The organism is Verrucomicrobiia bacterium (genome assembly GCA_035765895.1).
GTDB lineage: Bacteria > Verrucomicrobiota > Verrucomicrobiia > Limisphaerales > DSYF01 > DSYF01.
Map to the genome: position 1 here is coordinate 59,041 of DASTWL010000023.1, position 12,742 is coordinate 71,782.

A 12,742-nucleotide genomic window follows, 5' to 3' on the forward strand; every position below is an offset into this window, starting at 1 on the left:
GGGATTCTGGAAGTCTGCCGGGGTGAGTTCAACAGGCAAATCGCCGGCCGCCGCCGAAATCTGGCGCGATCTCGCATGGCTGTTTCTGGCCTGCTTCGCCCTGCATGTGGCAGGCACGTGGTCGCTGCCGCTGTGCGACCGCGATGAGCCGCGCTTTGCCGAAGCCTCGCGCGAAATGCTGCAACGCGGCGACGCCATCGTGCCGTGGTTCAACAACCAGCCGCGCTACGACAAGCCGCCGTTGATTTATTGGTGCCAAATCGCCGCCTACGCGGCAACGGGCCAGAATGAATTCAGCGCCCGCCTGCCATCGGTGATCGCGTCGGCCCTGACCTCGCTCGCGTTGTATGGCTTCGGCCGGCGTCTGCGTGGGCGAACCACCGGGCTTTGGGCGGCCATTCTGTTTGCCACCTGCGCGCAGACCATCGTGCATTCCAAACTCGCCGTGGCGGACATGCTGATGATTCTGTTCTTCACCACCGCGGCGTGGAGCGCCTGGGAACTCTCACGTCCGTCCCCGACCGCGCCGGACCGACGCTGGTGGTGGGCGCTCGGCGGGTCATTGGGACTGGCCTTTCTGGCCAAAGGCCCCGTGGGCCTGCTGCCCGCACTGTTCCCGTTCCTCGCCGCCCGGGTGGCCGGCCGGCCCGCTCCGTCCCGCCAAATCCGGCCGGTGCGACTGGCCATCGTCGTGCTGGCACTCATCGCCCTCTGGGGCATTCCGGCCCTGGTGCTGACGCACGGTGACTTCTGGCGCGTGGGCATGGGAAAGCACGTCTTCCAACGCTCCATCGGCGTGCTGGATGGCCATGGTGGTTCGAATCTCCTGAAGTATCTCGCCACTGTGCCGCTCTATTTTGGCACAGTGTTCGTGAGCTTTTTCCCCTGGTCCATCTGGCTCGTGTGGCTGGTGCGACGGCTTTGGCAGCGGAAACGCGCGCTGGAATTTGACGAGGCCTTCCTGCTGACCGGAACGTTGTTGGTGTTTGGCATCTTCAGCCTGGTGCGGACCAAACTGCCGCACTACACGCTGCCCGCCTTTCCCCTGATGGGCCTCTTGCTGGTGCGCGAATGGAGCCGCGCGGGCAGTTCACTGCGCTGGCCGGCGCGGGCGGCCGCCGGCATGGCCGCACTGGCACTGACACTTTCGTTGGTAGTCTTTCCGCGCCTCGCGCCGCTGTTCCCGGCGAAACAAATCGCCCGGGAATGTCAGCCCTGGCTGCGCCCCGAAACCGCGCTGGCTTCCGCCGATTACACTGAACCGAGCCTGTGCTGGTATTTTCGCCGGCACATCGCGGGCTTTCACAAAACGCTCACCACGGAAGAGCTCCCCGCCTTCATGGCTGAAACCGGCCCGCGCGTGTGCCTCCTGCCCACAGCCAAAGTGCCGGCCACCTTTCCGGCCGTGCCGACGGCATGGCATCGCGTTGAAGTGCGCGGTTTCAACCTGGCCAATGGCAAGCCGGTTAACCTGACGGCACTGGTAAAATCCGACTGAATCGCTTGATGAAAATTGAGGTCACCTTCACCCCTGCAGAGTTTGCGTTGCTGTCGCAGCGCGATCTTTCGGCCACTGCGTGCGTGGTTTTTGACGTCCTCCGCGCCACGAGCACGATGATTACGGCCCTCGCGCGCGGCGCGGAATTTGTGCAACCCGTCACCAGCATCGCCGAGGCCCTGCGCTGTCGCGCGGCAGATCCGGAGGTTCTCCTCGCCGGCGAACGAAACGGGCTGCGCATCACCGCCGCGGTTTCCAGCGGCGTCGATTTTGACCTCGGCAATTCACCGCGCGAATACACGTCCGCCGTGGTCCGCGGCCGGCGCATCGTTACGACCACCACCAACGGCACCCGCGCCCTGGTCGCCTGCCACCACGCGCGCCACGTGCTCGCCGGCGGCTTCTTGAATCTCCGACACACCGCGCAACAGGTGCTGCGATTCGACTGTGCCGGGGTGATTCTCGTGTGCAGCGGCACCGGCGAAGCAGCGGCCTTTGAGGACACGCTGGGCGCCGGCGCGTTGTGTGAACAGCTTGTCACGTTGAACCCCGCCATCGGGCTCACGGATTCGGCGCAGGAAGCGCGCGCGATGTTCCAGACCCACGCGGAGGATCTGGAAGGCGCCATGCACGCCTCGACGAATGCCGTCCGGCTCTTGGCCATTCCGGATTTGCGCGATGACGTCGCCTTCTGCCTGACGCCGGACCTGTTTCCCATCACCGCGGCGGCCGATGCAGCCGGGCGTGTCCGGCGTGTGAGCACGTAACCGTCTCTCCAGCATGAACGATTTCTCGCCACCCCATCCGGAACGCTTTGCCGCGGCCATCGCGCGGTTCGACGCGGAGAACGCCCGTGACCCGCGCAAGACTACTGACGCAGGCGCGGCGCAGCCGCTGGAGGTGGCTTATTCGCGCTGGCTGACCGGCTGGGTGCTGCGGCTGCGGCCCGACGCGTCCGAGGCGCTGCGGCTCGCCGCCCGCAGCCAGCATTTGTGTCGGTGGGAAATCCCGCGCGAATCCTATCCCGCCACCCGCGCCGGATATTTGCAATGGCGCCAGAAGCTCAAGGCGTTTCACGCGGACAAGGCGGCCGAAATCTTGCGCGCCGTCGGCTACGACCAGGAAACAGTCCAACGCGTCCACGACCTGAACCTGAAACGGCATTTTCCTGAAGACGCCGAAGCCCGGACGTTGGAGGACGCTCTCTGCCTCCTGTTTCTGGAGCGGCAATTTGCCGAGCTCGCCCAAAAGACCACGCGGGAAAAGATGATCGGCGCCCTGCAAAAATGCTGGGCGAAGATGACGCCCGCCGCCCGGTCGCTGGCCGGGACCATCATGTATGGCCCGCTTGAACGGCAATTGTTGACCGACGCATTGGCCAGCCCGGACGCCGCGGGCTGACCCGTCGACGCCGCCGGCCCAACGCCAACCACCTGCCGAAAAGTCCTTTATTGCGCGGTCCAACGGCTTTCTCTAGCTTCGGCGGACTGGTGACATGAAGATTTTTATTGACGGAAAATACTACGGCGAGCGCGATGCGAAGGTGTCCGTGTTCGATCATGGCCTGCTTTACGGCGACGGCATTTTCGAGGGCATCCGCATTTATCATGGCCGCATTTTCAAGCTCAAGGAGCACATCGACCGGCTATTTTACTCCGCCAAGGCCATTCTGCTCAACCTGCCGATGACGCATGAGGAAATCATGCGGGCCACCGTGGAAACCTGCCGCAAAAACAAGCTGCGCGACGGCTACATCCGCCTCGTCGTCACGCGCGGCGTGGGCAACCTCGGGTTGAATCCGAACAAGTGCAAAAAATCCTCCGTGATCGTCATCGCGGACAAAATCCAGCTTTACCCGCCGGAGTATTACGAACAGGGGCTCACAATTGTCACCGTGCCAACCACGCGCAACCTGCATAGCGCGTTGAATCCCGCGATCAAGTCGTTGAACTACCTCAACAACATTCTCGCCAAGATCGAGGCGAACAACGCCGGCTGCGAAGAGGCCATCATGCTCAACGCCGAGGGCTTTGTGGCCGAGTGCACGGGCGACAATGTGTTCATCGTAAAGAACGGCGAACTGTTCACCCCGCCGCTCTCGGCCGGCGCGCTTTACGGCATCACCCGCAGCACGGTGATTGAACTGGCCCGCGAGGCCGGCCTGTCTGTGGGTGAACCGACGTTGACGCGCTACGACCTGTTCAACGCCGACGAATGTTTCCTGACCGGCACCGGCGCCGAAATCGTGCCCGTGGTGAAGATCGATGGCCGCGTGATCGGCTCCGGCAAGCCCGGCCCCGTCACCCGCCAGCTCGAAAAGGCCTACCATGCCTTGACGAAGGTCAGTGGCGAGCCGATATACGGATAGCCATGTTGTGCTGCGTTTGTAAGGAAAAGGAAGCCACGGTGCATCTGACCCAAATCGCCGGGGACAAGATGCAAAAGGTGGATCTCTGTGAGGAGTGCGCCAAACAAAAGGGCGTCAATGACCCGACGGGCTTTTCCCTGGCTGACCTGCTGCTCGGGCTCGGTGCTTCACAGGAACTCGAGCACGCCGTCGGTGGCAGCGACCTCAAATGCCCGCACTGCGGCTTTACGCAGGCGGATTTCAAGAAGACTGGCCGGCTGGGCTGTCCGGATTGCTACGATGTCTTCGGAGAGGGGCTCGAATCACTGCTCAAGTCCATGCACAAGGGCACGCGGCACGCGGGCAAGGTTCCCGCCGCCCATCGCCAGGTGCGGGACCAGCAACGCCAGATTCAAACCCTGCAGGCGCAACTGGCCAAGGCCATCGAAAGCGAGGATTTTGAAAAGGCCGCCGAACTGCGCGACGAACTCAAGCGCGTGCAGGGCAAGTCCGGTGAACCCCAGCGTGCGAAGCCATGAACATTCATGAATTCCTGCCTCCGCCCGCGGAAATCGCCCGCCGCAAAGGACCGCATGACCGGATTGTGATGTCGAGCCGCGTGCGCCTGGCCCGCAACATTTCGGGCGCCGCGTTTCCCGGCTGGGCCAAGAAAGCCGACCGGCAACAAACCTTGCAGGCGGTGCAGCCCGCGATTCAGCATCTGCCCCAGATGGCCGATTCGTTCGCGGCGGCGATGGACGACTTTTCCGCGCTCGACAAGCAGATTCTCGTCGAGCGGCATCTCATCAGCCGCGAACACGCCGCCCGCGGCGCCGGCAGCGGTCTGGTTCTCAACCGCGATGAAACGCTGTGCGTGATGATCAACGAGGAGGATCATCTGCGCATGCAGTCGTTGCGGCCCGGCCTGCAAATCAAACAGGCCTGGCAGGCGATTGACGCCGTCGATTCCGAGCTGGAAAAGCACCTCAACATCGCCTTCAACGACGAACTCGGCTATTTGACGGCCTGCCCGACCAACCTCGGGACGGGCATCCGCGTGAGCGCCATGCTGCATCTGCCCGGCCTGGTCCTGGACGAGCAGATCAACCCCATCATCCAGTCCGTGAACAAGCTCGGACTCGCCGTGCGCGGCCTTTACGGCGAAGGCACCGAAGCGCTGGGCAATGTCTTTCAGGTGTCCAATCAAATGACACTGGGCGAAACAGAGGCCGCCATCGTCGAACGCCTGGAAAAGGTTCTGGCCCAAATCATCGAGCACGAAGAAAATGCCCGGGCCCGCCTGATGGAAAAAAAGGCGAAACAGAAGATGCTGTTCAACCACATCGGCCGCGCCTACGGCATTCTGGCCAACGCCCACCTCATCGCCTCGAAGGAAACGATGAACCTCCTCTCGCTCATGCGCCTGGGCATCGATCTGGGATTGTTTGGCGAAACCGACCGGGCGCTCGTTGACGAGCTGTTCATTCTGACCCAGCCCGGTCATTTGCAGAAGCTGCATTCCGAGAAACTCTCCACCGAGGAGCGCGACTACCTGCGTGCCGACATGCTGCGCGAACGGTTGCAGCACGTAAAACGGCCGCTGGTCCGCTCTTGAGCCGGCGGATCCGTCCGCCCGGCCGCGAGATTCCGGCCTGCGTTTTGCTCCCTTCCTGATTCCGCGTCATTCCCTGTCGGCGACGCTAGACAAAGCGAAGGGTCTGACGCATTTTGGGGCAAGAAACTATGAGCGATGAAGCAATGAGCAACTTTACCCCCCGGGCGCAACAAGTCCTCGCGCTGGCGCGCAAGGAGGCAGACCGCTTCAACCACAATTTTGTGGGCACCGAACATCTGCTGCTGGGACTCATCAAGCTCGGCCAGGGCGTCGCCGTCAACGTGCTGCAAAAAATGGGCCTCGACCTCGAGACCGTCCGCATGGAGGTCGAGAAACAGGTGGGCACCGGTCCGGAGACCAAACAGCTCGGCAACATCCCCTACACCCCCCGCGTCAAGAAGGTCCTCGCGCTCGCACAAAAGGAAGCCAAAGCCCTCAATCACACCTACGTGGGCACCGAACATGTTCTGCTCGGATTGCTCCGCGAAGGCGACGGTGTGGCCGCCCGGGTGTTGAAAAGCCTCGACGTGGACATTGAACTTTGCCGGCAGGAGATTTTGAAGGAGCTCAACCCCGAATTTGCCGCCCAAGAGGAAGGCGCCGAGCCGGTGGAGAAGCCGGCTCCTGGTGAGAAGAAGGGTGACCTGAAAACGCCCGCACTCAAGGCGTTCGGCCGCGATCTGACAGAAATCGCCCGCAAAGGTGAGATGGACCCGGTCATCGGCCGGAAAAATGAAATCGAGCGCGTTATCCAGATTCTCTGCCGCCGCACCAAAAACAATCCCGTCCTGCTCGGCGAAGCCGGCGTGGGCAAAACCGCCATCGTCGAAGGCCTGGCCCAGGAAATTGCCGACGGCAACGTCCCTGAAATCCTACGCGACAAACGCGTCATCACGCTGGACCTCGCCCTGATGGTGGCCGGCACCAAATACCGCGGTCAGTTTGAAGAGCGCATCAAGGCCGTCATGGACGAAATCCGCCGCTCCAAGAACATCATTCTGTTCATTGACGAGCTGCACACCATTGTCGGCGCCGGCTCCGCGGAAGGCACGATGGACGCCTCCAACATCATCAAGCCCGCGCTCAGCCGCGGCGAGATGCAGTGCGTGGGCGCCACCACCTTGAACGAGTATCGCAAATACATCGAAAAGGATGCCGCGCTCGAGCGTCGGTTCCAGTCCGTCAAGGTCGAGCCGCCCTCGATTGACGAAGCCGTCCTCATCCTCAGGGGGCTGGCCCCGAAATATGAGGAGCACCACAAGGTTGATTTCACCGACCGGGCAATCGAATCCGCCGTGAAGCTGTCGGATCGTTACATCACGGACCGTTACCTGCCCGACAAGGCCATCGACCTGATGGACGAAGCGGGCTCACGCGCGCGCATCAGCACCATGACCCGGCCGCCGGAAGTGAAGGCGATCGAGCTGGAAATCGAGGACATCAAGGGCAAGAAGGAGCAGGCCATCAAGAGCCAGGACTTCGAAGGCGCCGCCGCCATGCGGGACAAGGAAAAGCAGGCCAAGGAAAAGCTTGAATCCGTGCTCAACGAATGGCGTGCCAACCGTGAGGAAAAACGGGTCACCGTTGACGAGGAGGACATCCTCCATGTGGTATCCAAGTGGACTGGTATTCCGCTCAAGCGGATGGAGCGCGACGAAGCCCAGCGCCTGCTCGCCATCGAGGAAGAAATGGGCAAGGTGGTCATCGGCCAGCGCGCCGCCGTCAGCGCCCTGTGCAAGGCGCTCCGCCGCTCCCGTGCCGATTTGAAGGATCCGAAACGCCCCATTGGCACGTTTGCGCTTTTGGGCCCCACCGGCGTGGGCAAAACACTGCTCGCCAAGACGCTCGCTGAGCAGATGTTTGGCGACGCCAAGGCGCTCATCCAGCTCGACATGAGCGAATACATGGAAAAGTTCAACGTATCACGCCTCGTGGGTTCACCGCCCGGCTACGTGGGCTATGAAGAAGGCGGCCAGCTCACCGAGGCGGTGCGCCGTCGGCCGTATTCCGTGGTGTTGTTCGATGAAATCGAAAAGGCGCACCCCGACGTATGGAACATGCTGCTGCAGATCCTCGAAGAAGGTAAGCTGACCGACAGCGTCGGCCGCGTGGTCAGCTTCCGAAACACGATCATTCTCCTCACGTCGAACGTGGGCTCCGGCGGTTCGCGCAAGCAGGCCGCCATGGGCTTCGGCACCATCAGTGACGAGCAAACCTACGAAAGCATGCGCGAACAGATCATGGAGGAGGCCAAGAAAACCTTCCGGCCGGAATTCCTCAACCGCCTCGACGACATCGTGGTCTTCCGCTCGCTGACGAAGCCGGATCTCATCCAGATCCTCGACCTCGAAATCGACAAGGTCGTGCAACGTCTGAAACACAAAAAGCTCACGTTGCAACTGGACGAGAAGGCGAAGGACTTCCTCGTCGAACGCGGTTATGAGCCGCAATACGGTGCCCGCCCCATGCGCCGCGCCGTGGAGCGGTATCTCGAAGACCCGCTGGCAGAGGAACTCCTGCGCGGCCATCTCCACGAAGGCGAGCCTATTCTCGTCACGCCGGACAAGGACAAGCTGACGTTCTCCCAAAACCAGGAAACCGCCGAAGGCGCCTTGTCGAGCTGAGGATTTACAGCATTTCATCGGGGCGTTGGCGGACGGCCGACGCCCCTTTTCTTTTGCGGGCGCGCGGAGCAAACCCCAGCCCACCCACGAGCGGCCGGCCATGGGTGGCCTGCCGGCCACCCGGCTGCCGGGTCCAACGCGGTGAAAAACATTGAAAGTTCCATGCTGATTCTCGAAAGTCTGCTGGCAGATTTGCCAGCCGGCCAGCCTGGCGGGAATGGTCCCGAAAAACGAAAGGCTGGCAACAACCAGATCTGTCAGCGCACGCAACTTGAGCATCACCACCAGCAATCCGAATCGCCTGGGGCTGTGGGATTTTAGAGGGGAGCCCAAGCCGCCGGAAACGAATCACCCTTCCGGTCAACGCTGGTCCGTGCCCGGCGATCCGCCCCGTTGAATTATGTCACTCTGGGTCATTCGCACTTTGTTTCTGCTGCTGTGCATCACGGCCGGCTTCGCCATCAGCCAGGTGTATCCCGATTACACGACCCATCCGGTGCTGGGCATGGTCATCGGCTTTGGTTTCGGCGGACTGCTCATCGCCATTGACGAAATGCTCAAGGGCTTTTCGTTGCGGGCCTTTTCCGCCACCACCTTCGGACTTTTCCTCGGCTCCGTCGTGGCCCTGCTCGTGGACCAGTCGGGCCTGTTCGTTTCAGATGAACCCAACGACCCCACCCGGCGGATGATCCGCATCGGGCTGTTTCTGGGATTTGGCTACATCGGCATGGTGCTGGCCATGCGCAGCAACAAGGAGGATTTTTCGCTCATCATTCCCTACGTGCGCTTCACCCGGCAGGCCAAGGCGGACAACCTGCTGCTCCTCGACACCAGCGCCATCATCGACGGGCGCATCGCCGATCTCATTGAATCCAACTTTCTCGAGGGCATGATTGTGGTGCCACGGTTCGTTCTGCGGGAGCTCCAACAGATCGCCGATTCGACGGACCCGGTCAAACGCAGCCGCGGGCGCCGCGGACTGGAGATTCTGAACCGCATTCAGCGCAACATTCGCAACGAGGTGAAAATCCACGATGCCGAATTCCCGGATGAAGCGGGCGTGGACGCGAAGTTGATGCGCCTGGCCCGCAATCTGGGCGCCCGCATTTACACCACCGACTACAACCTCGCCAAAATCGCGGAGCTGCAATCCATCAGTTGCGTGAATTTGAGCGACGTGGCGCGCTGCCTGCGCGTCATCCTGCTTCCCGGCGAAATGCTGAACCTGCGCATCGTCCGGGAAGGGAAGGAACGCAACCAGGGCATCGGCTATCTGCCGGACGGCACCATGGTTGTGGTCAACAATGCTCAGGCGCACATCGGGCAACACATCGATGCCCAGGTCCAGAGCACCCATCAAACCGGCGCGGGCATCATTGTATTCGCGGATCTTCGCCCTACCTTGAGCCACGCCCAAACCCCGGCCGCCACCGCATGAAACTCGTCACCGTTCACACCGCCTTGAATCCCGCCGAGGCGCAACTGGCCAATTCCCGCCTGCAAGCCGCCGGTTTTCATTCGGTCGTCATGGGCGAACTCGCCGCCCTGAGCATGGAAGGTTATGCGCTCACCGCGGGCGGCATCCGCGTTCAGGTGCCGGAAACGGAAGCGGAGGATGCGCGACTGCTCCTCAATTCGTCGCCGGATTCCCCGGACGCAACAGACGGTCAGAATTCTCCGGAAGACTGAACCATGGCTTCACTCCCGCCCCGCCTCGCCCGCCAGTTGCGGCGCCTGTTGCCCGCGGACGAAATTTCCTTCGACCCCGCCGTCCGCCAGGACCACGCGGGCGACAAATGGTTTGCCAGCCATCAGCCTGACGTCGTCGCCCTGCCCCGCTCAACCGCCTCGGTGGCGCGGCTGCTGGCCTTCGCGAATCGTCACCAACTGCCCGTCACCGCGCGCGGCGCCGGGCACGGCTACGTTGGCGGCTGCGTCCCGATGCGGGGCGGCATCGTGCTTTCCACCGCGCGCCTGAACCGCATCAAGGAAATCAACGCGGCGGATTTCGTCGCCGTGGTGGAACCGGCCGTGATCACGGCGGAACTTCAGGCGCATGTGGAAAAGCGCGGCCTGTTCTACCCGCCCGATCCCGCCAGCCGGGCGAACAATTCCATCGGCGGCAACATTGCCACGAATGCCGGTGGTCCGCGCTGCCTGAAGTATGGCGTCACGCGGGATTACGTGCTCGGGCTGGAAGTGGTGCTGGCCGGCGGCCGGGTGGTGCGCCTCGGCGGCCGCACGCACAAGAACAAAACCGGCTTTGACCTGCACCGGCTATTCGTCGGATCGGAGGGGCTGCTGGGCATCGTCACCGAAGCCACGCTCAAGCTGATTCCCCTCCCGCCATTTCGTGCGAACCTGGCCATTGGCTTCAGCACCACGCGCGATGCGCTCGCCACGTTACACGCCATCTTCGCCGCCGGGTTCCTGCCCTGCGCGCTCGAAGTCGCCGATGAATTCACGCTCGCCGCCGCCTACCAACGCACCAAGAGCGAACGGCTCCGCGGCTGCAAAGCGCATTTGATCGTGGAACTCGACGGGCACGAAAAGTCCATCCGCGGCGAATTGAAGGCCCTGGAGAAAATCATCAGGCGCCAGAACCCGCTGTCGGTGGCCCGTGGTTTGGGGGCGAACGCGTGCGAGGAGATTTGGAAAATTCGCCGCGAATTTTCCTATGCCCTGCGGGACACGGGACTGACCAAGCTGAACGAAGACATCGTGGTGCCGCGCGGAAAGCTGCAGCACCTGTTCCGCTTCGCCGCACAATTGCAAAGGAAGCACGGGCTTGCGATTGCCTGCTTCGGCCACGCCGGCGACGGCAACATCCACACCAACGTCATGGTGGACTTCAACCAGCCAGGCGCCCGGCAGCGCTCGGAGGCCTGCCTCGATGAGCTGTTCCGGCAGGTCATCGCGTGGGGCGGCAGCATCACAGGCGAACACGGAATCGGCCTGGCCAAAAAACGCTGGTGGCCGCGCGCCGTTTCCGCGGAGTCGCTCGCGTTGCACCGCACCATCAAGCGTGCGCTGGATCCGCGGGGCATTCTGAATCCGGGCAAGTTTGTTTGAGCACGGATTCGACCGCGCCGACCAGCACCACGAACTCGCCTTTCAACGGGCGTTGTTGGGAGCGCGTCAGCAAGTCGGCCGGTTTGCCACGCAGAAACTCCTCAAATTTTTTCGTCACTTCGCGCGCCAGCACCACGTTTCGCCCGGGCATCACCGCCTCCAACTCGCCCAGGAGCTTCTCGATCCGGTAGGGCGATTCGTAAAACACCAGGGTGCCGGGCACCTGGCTCAGGCGGGAAAGCTCATTGCGCCGCTGGCCGGATTTGTGCGGGAGAAAACCGACAAAGTGGAACTCGCCGGTGGGCAGACCGCTGGCGGTGAGCGCCGCCACCAACGCACAGGCGCCCGGCACCGCTTCAACCCGATGCCCGGCGGCAATCGCCGCCCGCACCACGCGCTCGCCCGGATCGCTGATGCCCGGGCTGCCGGCGTCCGTGACCAGCGCGATCTTCTCCCCGCGCCCCAGACGGGCGATGATCTCCTCGCTGCGCCGGGCTTCATTGAACTGAAAATAGCTGAGCAGCGGCTTGTGGATTTCGAAATGCCGCAGCAACTGCCCGGTGCGCCGGGTATCTTCGGCGGCCACCACGTCGCACTCGCGCAACACCCGGAGCGCGCGCAGGGTGATGTCCTCCAGATTGCCAATCGGCGTCGCGACCAGATACAGCGTCGCGGGTGTGAGGGACGGTAATGCGGCAACCATGCCGGCAGTTTAACGGCCGCCCGCCGCCAGCGCCAGTCCCGCCGGAATTATCACGGCGTTCACGTGTGGCCGGTGAGGCTGAACCCGACCAGGGCCGCCAGATAAACCACGTAGGCGGCAAGCAGGACGACACCTTCGCGGCGCGAAATCCGGTTGCCCGTGAACATCATCGCCAGCAGCGGCCCCATGAGGGCGAGCATGGCCGGAGAATTGAACAACTGGGTAAGCCGGGGCTCATGTGGACATCCTGCAAGGCGGCGGCGCAGCCCACGATGAACGTGAGGTTGGCGATGTTTGCACCCAGCACGTTCCCCAAGGCCCGGTCGGAAACGGAGCGGCGGCTGGACGTGATGGCGGTAGTCAGTTCGGGCAATGAGGTCCCGATGGCCACCACCGTCAGCCCGATAATAATGAGCGGCACTCCCAATCCGCCCGCGATGAAAACCGCGGCATCCACGAGCCGGCGGCGGCCGATCACCACCAGCCCGGCGCCCAACCCGAACTGGACCGCCATCCAAAAACGTGTGTCGAACCAGGCAAAACGCCGCACCACGTTTTGCTCGATGGCACGTGCCTCCGCCACCTCGGAACGATTGCGGTTGCGCGCGTGCTGGAGGAAATCCCACGCAAAGTAACCCAGGCCCAGGGCCAGGAGCAGGATGCCCTGCCAGCGCGAGAGCACGAGATCGAGCGTCATCAAAAGGAGCAATCCACCGCAGAGGAACATGGTCACCAAAGGCGTGCGCAACAGGCGCGGGTGCGCGTCCACATGCTTCAAGGTCGCCGTGACGCCGAGGATCAGGCAGAGATTGCAGATTACGGAACCGATGGCATTGCCCACCGCCAGGCTCGACTCGCCCCGGACGCCCGCGGATGGAGACGA

At 62.8% G+C, this 12,742-nt stretch carries 14 protein-coding genes and 1 pseudogene; 11 read left to right on the forward strand and 4 right to left on the reverse strand.

Annotation, left to right across the window (positions count from 1 at the left end; all coding sequences use genetic code 11):
- Nucleotides 1-22: 22 nt before the first annotated feature.
- From VFV96_05075 to VFV96_05125, 11 genes are all read left to right on the forward strand, one after another.
- The gene (locus VFV96_05075; GenBank protein HEU5069773.1) at nucleotides 23-1,498 is read left to right on the forward strand and encodes a glycosyltransferase family 39 protein; all 1,476 of its coding nucleotides are present in this window, start codon (nucleotides 23-25) and stop codon (nucleotides 1,496-1,498) included.
- Between the two features lie 8 nt (nucleotides 1,499-1,506).
- Nucleotides 1,507-2,265 (forward strand): 2-phosphosulfolactate phosphatase, encoded by a 759-nt coding sequence (locus tag VFV96_05080; protein HEU5069774.1) that lies wholly within the window; start codon nucleotides 1,507-1,509, stop codon nucleotides 2,263-2,265.
- Nucleotides 2,266-2,278: 13 nt separating this feature from the next.
- On the forward strand, nucleotides 2,279-2,899 hold the full coding sequence (locus VFV96_05085; protein HEU5069775.1) for a DUF4202 domain-containing protein: 621 nt from the start codon (nucleotides 2,279-2,281) through the stop codon (nucleotides 2,897-2,899).
- A gap of 94 nt (nucleotides 2,900-2,993) precedes the next feature.
- Complete coding sequence (gene ilvE, locus VFV96_05090; GenBank protein HEU5069776.1) at nucleotides 2,994-3,866, forward strand: branched-chain-amino-acid transaminase; 873 nt, start codon at nucleotides 2,994-2,996, stop codon at nucleotides 3,864-3,866.
- A 2-nt stretch (nucleotides 3,867-3,868) separates the two neighbouring features.
- A complete protein-coding gene (locus VFV96_05095) occupies nucleotides 3,869-4,384 on the forward strand; it encodes a UvrB/UvrC motif-containing protein (GenBank protein HEU5069777.1) in 516 nt (171 codons plus the stop codon).
- The gene (locus VFV96_05100) at nucleotides 4,381-5,460 is read left to right on the forward strand and encodes a protein arginine kinase (GenBank protein ID HEU5069778.1); all 1,080 of its coding nucleotides are present in this window, start codon (nucleotides 4,381-4,383) and stop codon (nucleotides 5,458-5,460) included. The genes VFV96_05095 and VFV96_05100 overlap by 4 nt, the downstream gene beginning before the upstream one ends.
- A gap of 128 nt (nucleotides 5,461-5,588) precedes the next feature.
- Nucleotides 5,589-8,084, forward strand: coding sequence for an ATP-dependent Clp protease ATP-binding subunit (locus VFV96_05105; protein ID HEU5069779.1), 2,496 nt, complete (start codon nucleotides 5,589-5,591; stop codon nucleotides 8,082-8,084).
- Between the two features lie 162 nt (nucleotides 8,085-8,246).
- Nucleotides 8,247-8,405 carry a hypothetical protein gene (locus VFV96_05110; GenBank protein HEU5069780.1) on the forward strand — a complete coding sequence of 53 codons (159 nt, stop codon included), beginning with the start codon at nucleotides 8,247-8,249 and terminating at the stop codon, nucleotides 8,403-8,405.
- 79 nt (nucleotides 8,406-8,484) lie between these two features.
- Nucleotides 8,485-9,522, forward strand: coding sequence for a PIN domain-containing protein (locus VFV96_05115; GenBank protein ID HEU5069781.1), 1,038 nt, complete (start codon nucleotides 8,485-8,487; stop codon nucleotides 9,520-9,522).
- Nucleotides 9,519-9,773, forward strand: coding sequence for a DUF2007 domain-containing protein (locus VFV96_05120; protein ID HEU5069782.1), 255 nt, complete (start codon nucleotides 9,519-9,521; stop codon nucleotides 9,771-9,773). Before VFV96_05115 ends, VFV96_05120 begins: the two co-directional genes overlap by 4 nt.
- 3 nt (nucleotides 9,774-9,776) lie before the next feature.
- Entirely contained in the window at nucleotides 9,777-11,156 is a 1,380-nt protein-coding gene (locus VFV96_05125; GenBank protein ID HEU5069783.1) for an FAD-linked oxidase C-terminal domain-containing protein, read from the forward strand.
- Here VFV96_05125 and rsmI read toward each other — a convergent pair.
- The 4 genes and pseudogenes from rsmI to VFV96_05145 form a co-directional block, all read right to left on the reverse strand.
- Nucleotides 11,104-11,859 (reverse strand): 16S rRNA (cytidine(1402)-2'-O)-methyltransferase, encoded by a 756-nt coding sequence (gene rsmI / locus VFV96_05130; protein HEU5069784.1) that lies wholly within the window; start codon nucleotides 11,857-11,859, stop codon nucleotides 11,104-11,106. The two genes, VFV96_05125 and rsmI, sit on opposite strands and share 53 nt — an antisense overlap.
- A 59-nt stretch (nucleotides 11,860-11,918) precedes the next feature.
- The gene (locus tag VFV96_05135) at nucleotides 11,919-12,059 is read right to left on the reverse strand and encodes a hypothetical protein (GenBank protein ID HEU5069785.1); all 141 of its coding nucleotides are present in this window, start codon (nucleotides 12,057-12,059) and stop codon (nucleotides 11,919-11,921) included.
- Entirely contained in the window at nucleotides 12,026-12,373 is a 348-nt protein-coding gene (locus VFV96_05140) for a hypothetical protein (GenBank protein ID HEU5069786.1), read from the reverse strand. The genes VFV96_05135 and VFV96_05140 overlap by 34 nt, the downstream gene beginning before the upstream one ends.
- Nucleotides 12,374-12,514: 141 nt before the next feature.
- Nucleotides 12,515-12,718: pseudogene (locus tag VFV96_05145) on the reverse strand (calcium/sodium antiporter).
- Between the last annotated feature and the right edge of the window lie 24 nt (nucleotides 12,719-12,742).

Bases quoted from the DNA above. Each gene is read 5' to 3' on its own strand.
- VFV96_05110 (HEU5069780.1), top strand. From the start codon at position 8,247: ATGCTGATTCTCGAAAGTCTGCTGGCAGATTTGCCAGCCGGCCAGCCT.
- VFV96_05135 (HEU5069785.1), bottom strand. From the start codon at position 12,059: ATGCTCGCCCTCATGGGGCCGCTGCTGGCGATGATGTTCACGGGCAAC.
- VFV96_05100 (HEU5069778.1), top strand. From the start codon at position 4,381: ATGAACATTCATGAATTCCTGCCTCCGCCCGCGGAAATCGCCCGCCGC.
- VFV96_05105 (HEU5069779.1), top strand. From the start codon at position 5,589: ATGAGCGATGAAGCAATGAGCAACTTTACCCCCCGGGCGCAACAAGTC.
- VFV96_05140 (HEU5069786.1), bottom strand. From the start codon at position 12,373: ATGGCGGTCCAGTTCGGGTTGGGCGCCGGGCTGGTGGTGATCGGCCGC.
- VFV96_05125 (HEU5069783.1), top strand. From the start codon at position 9,777: ATGGCTTCACTCCCGCCCCGCCTCGCCCGCCAGTTGCGGCGCCTGTTG.
- VFV96_05080 (HEU5069774.1), top strand. From the start codon at position 1,507: ATGAAAATTGAGGTCACCTTCACCCCTGCAGAGTTTGCGTTGCTGTCG.
- VFV96_05120 (HEU5069782.1), top strand. From the start codon at position 9,519: ATGAAACTCGTCACCGTTCACACCGCCTTGAATCCCGCCGAGGCGCAA.
- ilvE (HEU5069776.1), top strand. From the start codon at position 2,994: ATGAAGATTTTTATTGACGGAAAATACTACGGCGAGCGCGATGCGAAG.
- VFV96_05095 (HEU5069777.1), top strand. From the start codon at position 3,869: ATGTTGTGCTGCGTTTGTAAGGAAAAGGAAGCCACGGTGCATCTGACC.
- VFV96_05115 (HEU5069781.1), top strand. From the start codon at position 8,485: ATGTCACTCTGGGTCATTCGCACTTTGTTTCTGCTGCTGTGCATCACG.
- VFV96_05085 (HEU5069775.1), top strand. From the start codon at position 2,279: ATGAACGATTTCTCGCCACCCCATCCGGAACGCTTTGCCGCGGCCATC.
- rsmI (HEU5069784.1), bottom strand. From the start codon at position 11,859: ATGGTTGCCGCATTACCGTCCCTCACACCCGCGACGCTGTATCTGGTC.